Source organism: Pseudofulvimonas gallinarii (genome assembly GCF_004343305.1).
GTDB classification, from domain to species: Bacteria; Pseudomonadota; Gammaproteobacteria; order Xanthomonadales; family UBA2363; genus Pseudofulvimonas; species Pseudofulvimonas gallinarii.
In genome coordinates, this window is sequence record NZ_SMAF01000014.1 from 1 (window position 1) to 16,927 (window position 16,927).

13 protein-coding genes are annotated in these 16,927 nt (G+C 67.9%); 5 read left to right on the plus strand and 8 right to left on the minus strand.

Annotated elements, in window-relative coordinates:
• Positions 1 to 770: 770 nt before the first annotated feature.
• The 5 genes from EDC25_RS09800 to EDC25_RS09820 all read right to left on the minus strand — a co-directional run bounded on the left by EDC25_RS09800 (position 771) and on the right by EDC25_RS09820 (position 6,927).
• On the minus strand, positions 771 to 3,212 hold the full coding sequence (locus EDC25_RS09800) for an ABC transporter permease (RefSeq protein ID WP_132577448.1): 2,442 nt from the start codon (positions 3,210 to 3,212) through the stop codon (positions 771 to 773).
• A gap of 171 nt (positions 3,213 to 3,383) precedes the next feature.
• Positions 3,384 to 4,352, minus strand: coding sequence for a phosphatidate cytidylyltransferase (locus EDC25_RS09805; protein WP_123521090.1), 969 nt, complete (start codon positions 4,350 to 4,352; stop codon positions 3,384 to 3,386).
• Positions 4,349 to 4,948 (minus strand): lysophospholipid acyltransferase family protein, encoded by a 600-nt coding sequence (locus EDC25_RS09810; RefSeq protein WP_123521089.1) that lies wholly within the window; start codon positions 4,946 to 4,948, stop codon positions 4,349 to 4,351. The genes EDC25_RS09805 and EDC25_RS09810 overlap by 4 nt, the downstream gene beginning before the upstream one ends.
• The gene (locus tag EDC25_RS09815; protein WP_123521088.1) at positions 4,945 to 5,586 is read right to left on the minus strand and encodes a CDP-alcohol phosphatidyltransferase family protein; all 642 of its coding nucleotides are present in this window, start codon (positions 5,584 to 5,586) and stop codon (positions 4,945 to 4,947) included. The genes EDC25_RS09810 and EDC25_RS09815 overlap by 4 nt, the downstream gene beginning before the upstream one ends.
• Before the next feature lie 138 nt (positions 5,587 to 5,724).
• Positions 5,725 to 6,927, minus strand: coding sequence for an MHYT domain-containing protein (locus tag EDC25_RS09820; RefSeq protein ID WP_123521087.1), 1,203 nt, complete (start codon positions 6,925 to 6,927; stop codon positions 5,725 to 5,727).
• 456 nt (positions 6,928 to 7,383) lie between these two features.
• Here EDC25_RS09820 and EDC25_RS09825 point away from each other — a divergent pair, with 456 nt between their 5' ends.
• Positions 7,384 to 8,466 carry a hypothetical protein gene (locus EDC25_RS09825; RefSeq protein ID WP_123521086.1) on the plus strand — a complete coding sequence of 361 codons (1,083 nt, stop codon included), beginning with the start codon at positions 7,384 to 7,386 and terminating at the stop codon, positions 8,464 to 8,466.
• 254 nt (positions 8,467 to 8,720) lie between these two features.
• Here the strand turns inward: EDC25_RS09825 and EDC25_RS09830 are convergent, their stop codons facing one another.
• Positions 8,721 to 9,782 carry a right-handed parallel beta-helix repeat-containing protein gene (locus EDC25_RS09830; RefSeq protein WP_132577449.1) on the minus strand — a complete coding sequence of 354 codons (1,062 nt, stop codon included), beginning with the start codon at positions 9,780 to 9,782 and terminating at the stop codon, positions 8,721 to 8,723.
• Positions 9,783 to 10,006: 224 nt separating this feature from the next.
• On the opposite strand from EDC25_RS09830, the gene EDC25_RS09835 reads away from it, so the two are divergent.
• On the plus strand, positions 10,007 to 10,594 hold the full coding sequence (locus EDC25_RS09835; protein ID WP_132577450.1) for an IMPACT family protein: 588 nt from the start codon (positions 10,007 to 10,009) through the stop codon (positions 10,592 to 10,594).
• A gap of 212 nt (positions 10,595 to 10,806) precedes the next feature.
• Positions 10,807 to 11,130, plus strand: coding sequence for a GSU2403 family nucleotidyltransferase fold protein (locus EDC25_RS09840; protein WP_132577451.1), 324 nt, complete (start codon positions 10,807 to 10,809; stop codon positions 11,128 to 11,130).
• Positions 11,131 to 11,188: 58 nt separating this feature from the next.
• Here the strand turns inward: EDC25_RS09840 and metK are convergent, their stop codons facing one another.
• Positions 11,189 to 12,400: a methionine adenosyltransferase gene (metK, locus tag EDC25_RS09845; protein ID WP_132577452.1), complete on the minus strand. Its 1,212-nt coding sequence runs from the start codon at positions 12,398 to 12,400 to the stop codon at positions 11,189 to 11,191.
• A 338-nt stretch (positions 12,401 to 12,738) separates the two neighbouring features.
• Between metK and EDC25_RS09850 the strand changes: the two genes are divergently transcribed.
• The gene (locus EDC25_RS09850) at positions 12,739 to 15,063 is read left to right on the plus strand and encodes a DUF11 domain-containing protein (protein ID WP_132577453.1); all 2,325 of its coding nucleotides are present in this window, start codon (positions 12,739 to 12,741) and stop codon (positions 15,061 to 15,063) included.
• A gap of 296 nt (positions 15,064 to 15,359) precedes the next feature.
• Positions 15,360 to 15,953, plus strand: a complete 594-nt coding sequence (folE, locus tag EDC25_RS09855) for a GTP cyclohydrolase I FolE (RefSeq protein ID WP_132577454.1) — start codon at positions 15,360 to 15,362, stop codon at positions 15,951 to 15,953.
• An 8-nt stretch (positions 15,954 to 15,961) separates the two neighbouring features.
• On the opposite strand, the gene EDC25_RS09860 is transcribed toward folE, so the two are convergent.
• A complete protein-coding gene (locus tag EDC25_RS09860) occupies positions 15,962 to 16,915 on the minus strand; it encodes a hypothetical protein (RefSeq protein ID WP_132577455.1) in 954 nt (317 codons plus the stop codon).
• Positions 16,916 to 16,927: the final 12 nt, after the last annotated feature.

Here is a 16,927-nt window from a genome sequence, read left to right on the forward strand (position 1 = left end):
CGAAGGTCGAGGCACTGTTCCAGCTTGGGATGGCGGCGAGCAATCTCGTCCGTCTACGCAAGTTGATCACCGCGGGGGCCGCCTGATGGCGACCCGTGCGGGAGACGCGCGCCCGGAAGTCAGGAATTGGCCTGCTTCAAGGCTGGAAAAGCGATTGATCGGCGGCTGATTGCCACGAAAACACCAGAACCGCAGAACTCGCGGGCTTCGTCTGACCGAATTTCAACAGGCTGCTAGTGGTCAGCTCGGGCACGCCACCGGGCGGACAGCAGCCTCCACGACGAAAGGACCGTCACTGATGCGCGCCCTACGCGCGTTACCGGCGACCGGCAGCACATCTTCATCCATCAGCGCCGACCCGGCGCTGATGGATGCCGGTTAACCGCAGTGAGCGCCATCCGTGGCGACGGCAGAAGCCCTGACCGCCACGCCATGGCGGGTCTCCGCGTGTCCATCCGCCTGCAGCCAGGCCGCCGTGAATCCATCACGGTTGCCATGCCTGGCAGGCCGGCCCGTCCGCACGATGCGACGAGACCGGATCTGGCGCGGGGCCGTCTGCTGCCGACCTGACGCCAGCCGATGCCGGGTTGAGGCATGCAGGCAGCCACAAACCTTCCTGTCGGCGTGGCGACGGCAGTGGCCAGGACCGGGCGCAGTGCGTCCGATGGACACGAACGTGGACGTGGCGCTGCCGACAGCGGCTGGACCCCAGGACAGGTCCGGGCCCACTCGCCAGCAGCGCCGCCCGACATCTCGCAGCCGCCGTGGTGTCAGCTGCCCTTGAGCACGGCCAGCGGCTGGATGCGCATGGCCTTGCGCGCCGGAAGGATCGTCGCCACCAGTGCGCAGGCCAGCAGGATCGAAGCGGTGCCGAGGGCCAGCAGCGGACCGATATCCGCGCGGCCCTGAATGGCGCCGGCCAGGACGCCATCCAGCATCCAGGCCAGCAACGTGCCGACGACGGCCGCGGGCACGGCGATGACCAGGCTGCCGCGCAGCACCTGCGCCAGCAGCCGGCGCGGCGACGCGCCCAATGCGGCGCGCACGGCCATCCCGTGCTGCTGCCGTGCGACGACCAGTTCGGCGACGCAGGCAATGCCCATCGACGCCAGCAGCAGGCCCAGCAGCGCGAAGCCTGCGAACAGGCGCGAGGCCAGGGTGACACCGGCGATGCTGCGCTCCGCGCGCGTCGTCATCGTCGTCACCTCGCCCACGGCGATCCAGGGATCGACGGCGGCAACCGCGGCCTGCACGCGGCTCCCGTCCATGGCCGGCTCCACGCCCGCAGCGGCCGCCCGCCAGCGGACGACGAGCACGACCTGGCCGCCACCGCCGGCCATGCTCGCCGCGTCCTGCACGTAAGGCACGAACAGCGTCGGGCGGATCGTCGACAACGGGCTTTCATGCAGGATGTCGTCGACGACGCCGATGATCCGGCGACGGACCGCTTCGCCGCCGGCGGCCGCGGCGACGATGCTTTGACCGACCGCGCTGCCTTCGGCTGCCAGGCGTTCGGCCAGCGCACGGGTGATGACGGCGACCGGCTCGGCGCGGTCCTGGTCGATGGCCGCATCGATCATCCGGCCCTCGCGGATGCGCAGGCCCAGGGCGTCGCCGAAGCGGCCGTGCACGGCGTGGAAATCGATCGGCACGTCATCATCCAGTTCCGCGCCCGAGGCGTCGCTGATGATCCCGCTGCGCGAGTAGCGCTGCATCGGCGCGGCACTGGTGAAGGCGACGGAATGGGCACCCCGTCGCTGCAGTTCGTCGGCGATCCGCTCCAGCGTCGCCACGCGGGCCACGCCATCGGCGATATCGGCGCGCGGCAGCGAAAGCATCGCGTGTTGCGTCGCCCGCGGATCGAAACCGAGGTCGCGCGACAGCAGCGAGTTCGCACCGCCGCCGATCGCCAGGGCACCGACCAGGATCGCGGCCGCCATGGCGATCTGCAGCCCCGACAGCCAGCGCGTCGCGTTGATTTCGCCACGACGGGTGCCTGCGCGGTTGCCGCCCCCGATCACCGTCCGCGTATCCATGCGCAGCAGCCCTGGAAGCCGGAGGAGGGTCAGTACCGCCGCCGTCGCCAGCGCGACCAATGGCAGCACGGCCAGCGCCGGCGTTGAGTACCGGAAGGCGCCTTCCAGCTCGCGCGGCACCCATTCCAGGGCGACCAGCCCGACGAAACGTTCGAACAGCAGCTGGCCCAGCGGAACCGCCAGCGCCACCGCCACGGACGCGACGACGAGTGATTCCAGGAAGGCGACCATTGCCGCGCGAACTGCCGATTCCCCAAGAGCGCGTCGCGTCGCCAGCATCGCCGAATCGGCGATCTGGCGCGCCACCAGCAGCGCGGCCACATTGAGCACGCCGAGCAGCAACAGCAGGCCGGCACCGGCCACGACGAGGATCACCGCGGGCCGTTGCGGTCCCGTCACCGCATCGATGACGCGCAGCGCGGTGATCTGCCAGCCGCGCGGATAGCGATCCGGCGCGGCATTGTCGACCAGCCGCTGCGCCAGCGCCTGAAGCCGCGGCCCGAGCTGGTCGACGCGCGTGCCGGGCGGCAGCGCGACGTTGAGCACCAGACGTGTCTCCGGCGAGTCGTCGCGCTCCAGGTCGGACACATGCGCGGACCAGAAGTCGCCGCCCATGAAATGGAACCTCGGCGGCATCACGCCAACGATTTCGTAGGCGCTGCCGTCCAGCTGCAGTGTCCGGCCCAGCACCTGCGGATCGCCTCCGAAACGGTCCAGCCAGAGCTCGTGCGAAAGCACGACCCGGTTGTCCGCACCCGATTCGCCAGCCCCGACGAAGCGGCCGAGCAGGGGCTGCGCCGCCGTCACCCGCAAGGCATCGGGCGTCGTGCGAACGAGTATCCTGGGACGAGCGGAGCCGGTGCCGTCACCGTAGGCGACCGGCACACGCTGGCTGGCGACAACGGCATCGAACAGGCCGGCGTCACGGATCAGTCGGAACTCGTCGGCAGCGAAACCGTAACGCTCCTGTGTCGAGCCGGCCACGCCGTGGCGCAGCACGCCGAAGCGGTTGCTGTCATAGGTCCAGGGCGAGACGAGGAGGTTGTATCCGAGTGAAGCGAGCGCGCAGAGAACGGCAATGAGGATCGCGAGCGTCGCCACCATCACGAGGGAAGCGCGGCAATTGCGGACGAGGCCGCGGATGGCGAGGCGTGCGCTGCTGACTAGACGGGACATGGGTGGACTCCGGTGATGGCGTCCACTTTTGCGGCGCGCGGCACCGGCTTCCCGTGCAGATGGTCATGGCCGGCACACGCTTCACCGGCGCCTTATGTCGCTTTGGCCCGGATATCGGAAGCGGACAGTCGCCGTGTCCGGAAGCGATCAGCCCACGCGCGCGTGAGCGGCTCAGGTGTAGGCGTAGCGCACCAGGTGGAAGAACAGCGGCGCGGCGAAGCACACGGAGTCCATGCGGTCGAGCATGCCGCCGTGGCCTTCGATCATCGCGCCCCAGTCCTTGGCGCCGAGGCTGCGCTTCACCGCCGACAGCGCGAGTCCACCGAGGAAGCCGGCCAGCACGATCACCAGCGACAACCCGGCAGCGTGCAGCGGCGTGAACGGCGTCGCCCACCACAGCGCGGCGCCGATGCCGACCGCGGCCGCGCCGCCCAGCACCAGGCCCTCGACGGTCTTGGACGGACTCACTGACGGCGCCAGCTTGTGGCGTCCGAACAGCTTGCCAGCGACGTACTGCAGCACGTCGCTGATCTGCACCACCAGCAGCAGGTACAGGAGCAGCAGCAGGTTGCGGCCCTCGAAGCCGGGGATGTCGAGCATCAGCAGCGCCGGTGCGTGGCTGATGCAGTAAACCGTCAGCATCAGGCCCCACTGCACCTTGGTCGCGCGCTCCAGGAACTGGTCGGTATCACCCGCGAGCGCCGCCACCGCCGGCAGCAGCACGAAGGCATAGACCGGGATCAGGATGGCGAACAGCCCATACCAGTCGCTGTGGATCAGCCAGAACTGCAGCGGGATGGCAACGTAGAAGCACAGCACCAGCACCCAGTGGTCGCCGCGGCGCGTCGGCGTCAGGCTGAGGAATTCGCGCAGGGCCAGGAACGAGGTCACCGCGAAAACGACGATGGTCGCCGTCGGCCCCAGCAGGAAGCACACGGTCAGCACCGCCACCATCCACCACCAGGCGGCGATGCGCGCATTGAGGTTGTCGATCACGGCGTTGCCGGGGCGACGCGACGCCAGCGTCGCGCCGATCACGCTGGCGACTACCAGCAATGCGAGGATGCCGCCCATCAGCCACCAGAACGCCGGTGGTGTCTGGGCGATGACGCCATCGACGTACGTACGCAGGGTGTTCATGCCATCAACGCCAGAACGGCCGCGCGGGCGCGGGCCAGGAAAGTGGTCTTGTCCTCGTCGGCGCGCAGGGCCACTGGCGTGCCGAAGCGTGCCGAGCAGACCAGCGGCACCGGCCACCAGCTGCCCTTGGGCAGGCAGCGACGTGCGTTGTCGAGGTAGACGGGCACCAGTTCCACCTGCGGAAAACGACGCGCCAGGTGGAAGAGCCCGGCCTTGAATTCGTGCGGCTCGGCATCGTCGTGGCGCGTGCCTTCCGGGAACAGGATCAGCGAATCACCGCGATCGAGCGCGTCGTACAGCGGCTGCAGCGGGTCGCCCTCGCGCTGCTCGCGCTGGCGATCGATCAGCACGACATTGAGGCCACGATGCGCGATCAGTCCTTTCAGTCCGCCGCCAGCCCAGTAGTCGCGCGCCGCCACCGGTCGCGTCTGCCGTCGCAGCGCCGGCGGCAGCGCCGCCCACAGCGTCACCGTGTCGAGGTGGCTGGCATGGTTGGCGAAGTAGATGCGTTGCCGCATCGTCGGTGCATTGCCCAGCCAGCGCGGATAGGCGCCGAACAGCAGCTTCACCAGGCCGACCAGCAGGCGCGCGATCATGCGGCGCCCTGCTGTCGCGCCCGCAACTGGCCGGCGATCGCGCGCGTGCGCAGCACGCAGGTCAGCGCGCTGCCGATGGCGATCATCCAGGCGGCGACCAGCAGCGACATCGTCGTGCCGCGCCAATACCACTCGACCATCGCCGCCAGGCAGGCGAGGGTCATCAGCGCCATGCGCTGCGGTTTCGCCATCGGGCCGCGGAAGTCCTGCGCCAGGCCGAGACTGCCACCGGTGACCCGGACATAGGCGGTCAGCGCCGCCAGCAGCGCAGCCAGCCAGCCCAGCCAGGGCTCGCCGGCGGCATGTCCCAGCGCGACCAGGAACAGCGAATCGGCGATGCGGTCCGGGAACTCGTTGTACAGCGCACCGGCCGGCGTCGACTTGCCGCCTTCGATGGCGACCATGCCATCAAGCAGATTGCAGAGCAGGCGCAACTGGATGCAGACCGCGCACAGGAGCAAGGCGAAGGGTGAAGGCCAGTACAGCAGCGCGCCAGCACCGGCGAGTGCGAAGACGATGCTGAGCGTGGAGATCTGGTTCGGCGTGATCGACGAACGCGCCAGGCCGCCTGCCAATGCGCGCGCCCAACCCGCACCGCGCGTCTTCAGCGGCCGGCGGTCCCCTGCGTTTCCGTTCATGCGTTCGTCCACAATGGCCGCGCGATGGTAGCAGCCCGCCCGGCGTCAACGTCGGCCGCGCCGGGATGCAGCGGGGCGGGCTCGCGAACTCGCATGCCGGGTGCGTGCAGCGAGCTGCCGCGCACCCGGCCGGGCCCTTCAGGCCAGCGCCGCTTCTCCCGGCTCGACGACTGCGTCGGCGACCGACCTTGCCACCGAAAGCAGGCGGAACGGCGTGCGTGCATGTTCCGGGCAGCTGGCGATGCCGACGCGCCACTGAGCCGCCGTCGCCAGGTGGCTGTTCGGCAGCTTGGCCAGAAGCATTTGCCGGACGGCGGGTCCACCGTCCCCTTCGACCACGAGATAATGCACGCCGGGCTGGAGTACGGCCGCGCTGGCATTGGGGAATGTCTGTTTCAACCAGGCGCCCAATGCGCGCGCTGCGGAGGCCGACAGTGCAGTAGCGGACTCCAGCAGCACGACCGACATGCGTTCGCCTTCCAGCACCTGCCGGTTGGCCAGTTCCCGTGTCAGCCAGGCGCGGTTGTACAAGCCGGTCGTCGGGTCCTCGAACGCACGACGCTCGGCTTCCAACTGCGCCAGCCGCTCCTGCTCCGCACGCAGACGGATTGCACGTGTGTCGCGGTAGGAAAACAACAGTGCCGCGACCAGGATGATCGCCGTCACCAGGGTCACCGGTCCCACGGTCCAGCCCGCCTCCAGGCCACCGGTTATCGTACACAATGCGTCCGGCGCGAAACTCGCGGCCGCCATGCCGGTGTAATGCATGCCGGCGATGGCCACGCCCATGACCAGCGCCGCGCCGATGCGCAAGAGCAGGTGGCTCAGCCGGGTGATCTCGCGCAGGGCGACTGCGATCATCAAGGTCACGACGGAGGCGCTGGCCGCGATCAGGAACGAGGCGACCAGCAGAACCGGATCGTAGGTGATGCCCGGTGACATCCCCATCGCGTACATGCCGCTGTAGTGCATCGTGCAGATGCCGGCGGCCATGAGCAGGCCTGAAGGGACGACAATCCGGGGGTCGAGACGGTTGCTGCGCGAACGCAGCCTCGACAGGGCCCACAGTGCCAGCGCCGAGACCGCCACGGCGGCGACCCAGGACAGGATCGTCAGTGGAATGTCGTAGGCAATGTCGATGGGCAGCTTGAACGCCTCCATGCCGACGAAATGCATGGACCAGATGCCGGTGCCCATCGCCACAGAGCCGGACAGCACCCAGGGCCAGATACGCCGTCCGGGACGCAGCACCTTGCCGGCGAACTCCAGCGCGGTGAACGAAGCCAGTACGGCAACCAGATAGGAAACCAGGACGATCCCGAGATCGTATTCCCCTTGCATAGTGGTGTTCTCCCCATCGACCCCTCTGGCGCCGTTCGCCGAGGTGGCTATCGATGCGGACGGATACTAGCCGGCCAACTGGACGCCGAGACGAAAATGCGGACGGATTCGCCGTCAAAACGAGATTCGTAACAACTTTTTGCAGTTCGGCGCCATCCAGTCAGTTTTTCTTGTGATCGTGTTCTCGTTGTCGAGGTGACAGCATCCGCGTCATCGGGACCACGGGCTGGAGTCGTCGTCGGTCTGCGCAGTGGCCATCAGATCAACGCTCGCCAGCGGTGCGGCGGCCGGGAGGCGCGCATGCCGCGGCGGGCACCGCAGGGTCCGGAGCTCGTCGGGGGGTCCCCCAGGCAATCGCATGCGGTCGCCCTGTCCACGCCACTCCCCCATTCGCGGGGTGCCGCTGCGCGGCGTGGACGCCTAGCCTGCGTATCCTCGCCACGCCGGAGTCCCGCGATGCTGCGCCCTGTCCTGATCGCCCTGTTGTGCCTGCTGCCGTCACTGAAGGCGACAGCGGCCCCGACGCCTTACCTCAACGCGCAACTGACCTCGGGCGGCACGGTGCCCGGCACCGTGTTCCTGCGCGGAACCCAGGCGCGCATCCAGGCGGGCATCAGCCGCTGTCTCAACACGGTGCCCGGCTGCCCGTCCAGTTTCGCGCGCAGCAGCATGTACTTCCTGCTGCCACCCGGCCTGACCTACGACCACCACACCGCCAGCAATCCGATGAATCCGGCCACCTGCAGCGTCACCGCGGCGCCGGGCGGCGGGCAGTACGTCGCCTGCACCGGCGGCGCGGTGACGGGTGGCTCGTACTCCAGCGCCCAGCTCCTGCTCTACGTCAACGTCGCTGTGGACGCGCCGCTCGGCGCGATCCGCCTGGTGATGGCCGTCGACGAGGACCTGCCGGCGAACTCGGTCACCCTGGCCGAGTGCCTGGACGACATTTTCCCGAATTACTGCGACGATTACACCAGTTCGATTGCCCCCGCTCCGGCGCCGGTGCTGCTGTTCCAGAATCCCGTGTTCTATCCGGCGGTCTTCGAACCCGACCATCCCTCCAGTATCGTCCTGTTCGCCCGCAACAACGGCAATGCGCCCTCCACGGCCACCCATCTGCAGACGAGCCTGCCGCCTGGTTTCCAGTGGCTGCCGGCGAACACGAGCACCGTCGGGCTGACCCTGACCTGCACGGCAGCGGGCACCTGGAACACCGGCCAGACGGTGACGTGCAGCGGTGCCGGCCTGCCGGCCACGACGTCCGGCACCGTGCAGCTCACCCTCGGCGTCCGGCCGCGTATCGGCATGGAGACACCCGGCCCGCTGCCGGTGGTCGCCTCGATCAACGATGGCGCCAGCCCCGATCCCGCCGTGCTGCTGGCCTGCGCCGACGATCCCACGCCCCAGCATTGCGCCTGGCTGGACGTACCGACACATGTACCCTGCGCGTTCGGCTTCGCCGACGGCATTTTCTGCGACGGCTTCGACCCGCTGCAGCCCGTTCAGATCCATCCGGCGCGCGCACTTCAGACTGACTGAGGCGATCGTCCGCCTGCTGCCGGGGAGCGCGCGCCGGCGCTGCCCGACAGCCCGGGGACACAGCCCTCGAAGCCCTCGGCCATCAGCGGGTCGGCCGCGTTCCCGACGGCTCTAATGTCACGCTGTACTGGCGGCACCGTCGCCGCCGGATCGCAATGCGCCCACGGCGCACCGCGGTGCGGCGCGAAGGTTCGCAGGACTGGATCAAACGCCACATTTCCGCTGAGACGGAACTTGTCCTGGCGCTTTCCGCTTCAGTCGCCTTCGTCGCCGATGATGAAAACCGGATCGAAATCGTCGGCGAACAAGGTGTCCAGCTCGTAGGCACCGATGTCGATGTTCGGGCCGGCGATACGGATGCCGCCGTCGTAGGAGTACTGCGGCAGCCCGAGGAAGGCCTCGTTGAAGCCGGCGTCGATCAGCGGCGAGGCGCGTTGCAGGCGCAGGATGCCGGCGCTGACGAACATCGGATCGACCGCGATATTGCCGCTGCTGGCAACCGGCACGCCACGCAGGTCGTCGAGATTGTTGTGCCGCAGCGCCGCCCGGTTGTCCGGAACATGCAGGTCATGGCCTTCGTTGTCCCAGAGGATGTTGTTGGCGACCTCCCACTGGCAATTGCCGCCAAGGCTGACGCCACCGGTGACGGTCGCCTGGCCGAAGGCTGCGGTGTTGCGCACGACGGTGTTGTTGCTGAAAGCGCCGAGCCCGCCGAAACAGGTCAACGCCGCCGCGCCGCCGCTGACACCGGCGTGGTTGTCGGTAAAGACATTGCCCAACACGCGGATCTCATCGGCGTTGAGGTACAAGCCGCCACCGATGTAGTCGTCCGGATCGCTGTTGGTGTTGTCGTGGAAGCGGCAGCGTTCTATCTCCACCTCCACGGTGGCGCTGCCACTGCCCGACACTGACAGGCCGCCGAACTCATTGCCGACGCCGCGGACAAAGGAAAGCTGGGTGATGCGGACGGTGCGATGCGCGTTCGGGGTGCCACCGATGCGCAGGGCCGTCCGCTGATACTGGCCGTCGATGGTGCTGCGGGCGCTGCGCGACCGGAACATGCAGCCGCTCGACCAGCCGCCGGACAGCTCCAGCCCGCCACCGGTGATGCTGGCAGTGAAGCCTTCCGGCAACCCGGAGGTGTAGGTGCCGGCTTGCAGGCGGATGACATCGGCCTCGCTGTTGAGGCTGCTGGCAAGCAGCGCCTGGTACAGCTCGCCGCTGGTGCCGACGCACCAGGTCGCGGCATCGGCGCTGCCGCAGGTCAGCCCGGCCATCACCAGCCCGGCAACAGCAGTCAATCGAGGCAGGATCATGAAAGGACTCCAGTCGGCAGGTGCACACCGTGCCGCCCGGACCGAATGGCCCGGCAAGCGACACCGATGTTCTGAACCACGGACGTTGCAGGCGCCAGGGGCCACGCGGGATCATGACCGCAGCTGTGCTGCGCGCTTTGCCAGGCGGTCTTCGGATTACGCCACAGGCGGCATTGAAGCGCGTCGATGTGCCGATCCGCTGGCATCGGGCATCATGGACGTGCATGAGCGAAACACTCTCCCAGATCGCCGAGCACACCCTCGAAGTCAATCGCAGCCGGTTCGTCGCCCTGGCGATGCCGGTTCGCGACGTCGATCATGCGGTTGAGGTATTGCACGCGCAGCGCATTGCCGATGCCCACCACAACGCCTGGGCGTACCGCATCGGCAACGACTACCGCTTCAACGACGACGGCGAAGTCGGCGGCACCGCCGGCAAACCGATCCTCGCCGCCATCGATGGCCAGGGACTGGATCGCGTCGCCGTGCGTGTGGCGCGCTGGTTCGGTGGCATCAAGCTGGGTACCGGCGGCCTGGCGCGCGCCTACGGCGGTTGCGCCAGCGAGTGCCTGCGCCGTGCCGCGCGACAAGCCATCGTCGAGCAGGCAGCGTTGTCGTTCGTCATCGACTTCGCGCTGGAGCAGGCGGCGCGCGCTGCGTTGGCCACACATGGTGGCCAGGTACTCGGCCACGATTACGGCGCCAACGGCCTGCACCTGCGCATCCAGCTTCCGGCCAGCCACGAAGGGGCGCTGCGCAGCGCGCTCACCGACCTCAGCCGCGGGCGCATCGTTTTCGCCGAATCTGCTTGATCAACCCGGCAACACTCGCGCCGAGATGACTTCGCTGTGAGACGCGCGGGCGCACCGATCCGCGCGGCGGCGGTTGGGGTGATCGTGTTCCAACTACCGCCGATGTCGATGTAGAACCGGACGACTTCCCCTGCGGTCTCGGGCACAAGGTACACGCCGTCGTAGAGAGATTCGGTCGGCGGAACGAGTGTCGCCGCCAGCAGCAGTTCGATCTGGAACGACCGGGGCATGGTGTACTGCTGGACCGCGCCAACGCCTGCATGGTCAACCTGCCCGACCCGGCCCGCTATGGCCTGCACAAGTTGCTGGTGGCGGCCGAGCGCGGGCCGCGGCATGTCAAATACCATAAGGACGTGTTGCAGGCGCTGGCGCTGATCGAATGGCACCTGGAGCGTGCGCCCGAGCTGCTCGCGCAAGCCTGGACGGATCTGGCCTCGCGCGGAACGGGTTGGGAAAAGCGCGCGCGCGCTTCGCTGAAAGCGGCACCGACGACCCTGCGCGATATCGTCTCGCAATTCGAGGCGATGGCGGGCTGAAACGCCCCGGGCCGCGCGTGGCAGCCCGGGGCGGTGGCGGCGAACGAAGCCGCCGCGATTACTTCAGGCGGGCGGCGGCGCGCAGCGCCTCGGCCTTGTCGGTCTGCTCCCACGAGAACGCGGTGGCGGTGACCGGCTTGCCATTGGCATCGGTGTAGGTGACCGCTTCCGGCTTGCGGCCGAAGTGGCCGTAGCTGGCGGTGCGCTGGTAGATCGGGTGCACCAGGTCGAGCATCTTGATGATGCCGTACGGACGCAGGTCGAAATGCTTGCGGATCAGCTTCTCGATCCGGTCGTCGCTGATCCGGCCGGTGCCGAAGGTGGTGACCGAGATCGAGGTCGGCTCGGCGACGCCGATGGCATAGCTCACCTGCACTTCGCAGCGATCCGCCAGGCCGGCGGCGACCACGTTCTTGGCGACATAGCGCGCGGCATAGGCGGCGCTGCGGTCGACCTTGGACGGATCCTTGCCGGAGAACGCACCACCACCATGGCGGGCCCAGCCGCCGTAGGTGTCGACGATGATCTTGCGGCCGGTCAGGCCGCAGTCGCCCACCGGGCCACCGATGACGAACTTGCCGGTCGGATTGATGTGGAACTTGGTGCCCTTGTGCAGCCACTTCGCGGGCAGCACCGGCTTGAGGATGTACTCGCGCACGGCCTCGACCAGATCCTTCTGCTTGATGCCCGGATCATGCTGCGTCGACAGTACCACCGCGTCGATGGCGACGGCCTTGCCATCCTCGTAACGCAGGGTGACCTGCGACTTGGCGTCCGGACGCAGCCACGGCAGCGGCGAGTTCTTCTTCTTGCGGACCTTCGCCTGCTGCTCGACCAGACGGTGCGACAGGTGGATCGCCGCCGGCATGTAGCTGTCGGTTTCGTTGGTCGCATAACCGAACATCAGGCCCTGGTCACCCGCGCCCTGTTCTTCCGGCTTCTTGCGGTCGACGCCCTGGTTGATGTCCGGCGACTGCTTGCCGATCAGGTTGAGCACGCCGCAGGTGGCGCCGTCGAAGCCGACGTCGGAGCTGTCATAGCCGATGTCGAGGATGACCTTGCGGGTCAGCGCTTCCAGGTCGATCCAGGCGCTGGTGGTGATCTCGCCGGCAACGATGGCGACACCGGTCTTCACCATGGTTTCGCACGCCACGCGCGCACGCTGGTCCTGCGCCAGGATGGCGTCGAGCACGGCATCGGAAATCTGGTCGGCAACCTTGTCCGGATGACCTTCGGACACCGATTCGGAGGTGAAGAGGGTGCTGCTCATGGCGGCGATATATCCCTTGTTTCGGATGAAGAGATCAAGCGAGCGCGAAATGATAGCGCCCGCCGCCCCGGATTGCATCTGCCGGCCCCGTGGCGTCGCCGGCCGTTCAGCCGGCCCGCCCCCGATGTCGGCTTTGCGACGTTCGGCACGCATTGCCCTCCAGTCGCCATGCGCGTTTGACGACGACGGGTCCGACGTGTTGTTTCAGGACCCCATCGTCCAGTTCGGGCGACAAAGTGACCCCTACACTTGACCGCCTGGCCAACGCGCAACGCGCTTTTTTCACATCCGTTCGCTGCGGCCAGGCTCCTACCGCACACGATGGAGGTTTACCGGCAATGTTGTTCCGCACGCTCCTTGCCGCCGGCTTGATGTCGGCACTTCCGGTGTCCTGGGCGGACACTCCTGCGCTGCCCAGCGCCTACCTCAAGTCCGACCTGCAGGTCGCCCAGCTGACGATTCCGAAATCCGATGTGCGCCGTCTCGTCGAGGAAGACAGCAAGGCGATCGGCCAGCCGCTGCGCATCGGTGACGTCCAGCGCGTCGACCAGGCCCTGCTGAATGGCGGCGCTGCCCGTCGCGGCGCGTGGACCGAAGTCGATGGACGCAGCGTATGGGCCCTGGACATCGCCTCCGAGGACGCCGTGTCGCTGGACCTGCACTTCTCGCGCTTCCAGCTTCCCGAAGGCGCCGAGCTGTATCTGTCCAACGCCGACCGCAGCTACGTGCTCGGTCCGATCCGCGGCAGTGACGCGCTCGCCGACGGCCAGTACTACACCGCGCTGGTCCCGGGCGAGCGCCTGCGCCTGGAAGTGGTGGCCGACAGCGCGCAGCGTGACGGCATCAACCTGCACCTTGCCGGCGTGACCTACGGGTACCGCGGCCTGTTCGGCCTGCAGGACCACCCGGACACCATCACCTCCGGTGCCTGCAACATCGACGTCGCCTGCCCGCTCGGCGATACCTGGGGCGACCAGATCGACGGCGTCGGCCAGTACATCTTCACGCGCCCGAACGGCAACTATGTCTGCACCGGCACGCTGGTCGCCAACACGGCGGGCACGCCGGTGCCCTATTTCCTGACCGCCAACCACTGCGTCAGCACCGAAGAGGTCGCGCAGACGATGCGCGTCTACTGGAACTACCAGTCGGCGACCTGCCGCACGCCGGGCTCCGGCGCCAGCGGCTCGTCGCTGCCGCGACCGGCGACGTTCTCGAACGGCGCCACGCTGCGCATGACCTACTCGAGCAACGACACCAGCCTGGTGGAACTCAATGCGCCGGTGCCGCCGTCGGAAGATCCGTTCTTCGTCGGCTGGGATCGCCGCAACCTGGCGACGCCGGGCAATCCGCAGGTCACCGGCGCGGTCACCATCCATCATCCGGCCGGTCACGAAAAGCGGATCTCCAAGGATGACGATTCGCTCTCCGTCACCTCGTACCTGAGTGACGCCGCGTCCGCCTCCGGTTCGCACTACCGCATCGGCAACTGGGAGCACGGCACCACCGAGGGCGGCTCGTCCGGTTCGGCGCTGTTCGCGCCGTCGGGCCATCTGATCGGCACCCTGCATGGCGGCTACGCGTCCTGTTCCAGCAACACGCAGGACTGGTATGGCCGCATCTACCAGAGCTGGAACGGCGGCGGCTCCAACGCCACGCGGCTGAGCAACTGGCTCGATCCGGCCGGCACCGCGCCGGAAGTGTTCGACGGCTACCGTGGCACGCCGCTGGACGACGCCGACATCGCCGTCACGCTGTCCGCGACGCCGGATCCGGTCGATATCGGCGAACAGCTGTCGATCGTGTCGAATGTCAGCAACAGCGGTCCGGGTGCCGCCAGCAACGTATCGGTCTCGGTGTCGCTGCCGGACGGCCTGGCCTTCGCCAGCGCAACCGGCACCGGCTGGAGCTGCTCGCCGTCCGGCGACTTCGTCAACTGCGCCTACGCGAATCCGCTCAACAACGGCGCCGCGTCGGCGGTCACGGTGCTGGCGAACGTGGTGGCCACGGAAACCGGCCCGGTGACAGTGTCGGTCGAGGCCTCGGCCGCCAATCCGGATCCGAACGGCAGCAACAACTCCGATTCGGTGGAGGTCGAGATCACCGGCGAACCGCCGCGTCCGGATGCCATCTTCTGCAGCGGTTTCGAAGACGGTGAAGACGGCAGCTGCGGCGCCGCGGTCGACCCGGACATCGTCGACAGCGGCGTGGTGAACCACACGGTCACTTCAGCGGTGGGCATCACCGGCTTCTCGATCAACTGGTTCACCGGCGCCACCTGCAATTGCGATACCGAAACCGGTTACGACATCAACCCCTACAGCCAGGCGGGCAACCTGCTCTCTTTCTGGTTCTATCCCAATGACGACACCCTGGATCGCGCCGGCATGGTCGTAGGCGGCAAGTACGCGGCCCTGCCTTCCGGCACGGTCATCGGGCCGGCGGCCACGTTCGACGCGGTGGACGGAAACTCGATGTCGGTCTACATGGCCGACTGGCGTGCCGGCACCCATGGCTATCTGGGCTTCCGCTTCCGCAACCCGGTCACCAACCAGATCAACTATGGCTACGCCGAGCTCGACACCACGTCCGGTGGCGGCTTCCCGATGACCATCGTCCGGTACTGGTACAACTCGGCGGGCAATCCGATCACGATTCCCTAGATCACTGTCCGCAACCACGACAAGGCCTCCTTCGGGAGGCCTTGTCATTTCCGGCGCACACATTCGTGCACGGTCGCGCGTCGGGGCGACGCAGCGGTGGCGCGCAGCGAACCGCCTTGGGCGTCGACGCGAGGCGTGCCCGCGCGCCGGCATCGCTGGCACCCCGCCATCCGTCGGGGTATATCCGCACCCGGAAGATCGCCCGGCGTTGCGCAAGGCGGCCGGCATCGGCGCCCGTTGCCCGCGCGGCATTGCGCGGGGTTACCATTACGCCATCGCCTTGGAGAGTGCAGGCCATGTCCCAGCCCGATTCACCCGTCACCCGCGAACAGGCCGAAGACGCCGTCCGCACGCTGCTGCGCTGGGCCGGCGATGATCCGACGCGCGAAGGCCTGCTGGACACGCCCAAGCGTGTGGTGAAGGCGTATTCGGACTGGTTCAGCGGTTACAGCGAGGATGCCGAGGGTTTCCTGCGTCGCACCTTCGAGGAAGTCGAGGGCTACGACGAGATGATCATCCTGCGCGACATCGCCTTCGAGTCACACTGCGAACACCACATGGCGCCGATCATCGGCCGCGCCCACGTCGGCTACCTGCCGACCAACAAGGTGGTCGGCATCTCGAAGCTCGCGCGCGTCGTCGAGGCCTTCGCGCGCCGCTTCCAGGTACAGGAAAAGCTCACCGCGCAGATCGCCCACTGCATCGACGACGTCCTCAAGCCGCGTGGCGTCGGCGTCGTGATCGAGGCGGCGCACGAGTGCATGACCACACGCGGCGTCCACAAGCGCGGCGTCTCGATGGTCACCAGCCAGATGCTCGGCAGCTTCCGCGACGATCCCAGCACCCGCAACGAGTTCCTGGCCTTCATCGACCTGCGCGGTCGTCGCTGAGGTCGCATTCACTGCCCGAGGCTGTTGCAGTCCGAGCGTTCTCCGCCCAGTTGCTCCACCGACGGCGGCGGTCGCAGCGCGTGCTGGTAGTCGGCGAAGTACTCGCGACGGATCTGCTCCGCCCGTGCCTGCGCCCGCGCCTTGTCGGTCTCCGGCAGTTCCGGAAGCCACATGCCCCGCGCCGGGTAGCCGATGCTGCGCGCCAGCATCAGCATGGCCGTCGCCTCCACGGGATCGTCCGGAATCAGCCGGTCAAGCATGTTTTCCGCTGACGTCAAGGCACGGAACAGCACTTCGATCGCTTCGGCTTCTCCCAGTGCAAGCGCGCGATACAGCATCACGGGCGCTTCGATTTTCCATCGCACGAGGCGCTCCGGATGGCGGACAAGGTCTGGCGCCGCAAGCGGATCGAGTGCGGCATCGATCGATCCCGCGCTTTCCGCGTACTGGAGCATCGCGCGCCTGTCCCCGAGACGCGCTGTCCCGAGGAGGATATCGTGGTAGCGCTCATAGGACTCGGCACCGATGCCTTCGCAGGCCTTGACGTCCTTGTCCATGAACTCCAGCCACGTGCGTGCGGCGGAAACCTCCATTTCCCGCAGGTCCCGCAGCATGGTGTCGCCATCATCGGGAGGCAGGCCCGCGTCGTCGGCGGCGGCGAGTTCAGCCTGCTTTTCCAGCCAACGGCAGTCCGCGAGGGCCGCCGCCAGTCGACATCCCGCCCTTGCATCGCCGGCCTGCAGGGCGGCAAGGAGTTCATCCTCGATATCGGCGAGGCGGGTGAGGCCATCCCGGCCGCCCGGGACACCGGCGCGAACCGAGGAGGGCCAGTCCGCCTGGGGGCCGGTTTCTCCGGTGGCGGCCGCGTCCGACGCGGCCCGCGCGGGCGGGCTTGCCAGTATCCCCACCGCCACTGATGCTGCCAGCGGGAGAATGATCCGTAACCAGTCCGGTCTGTTCATGGTCAAAGTTCC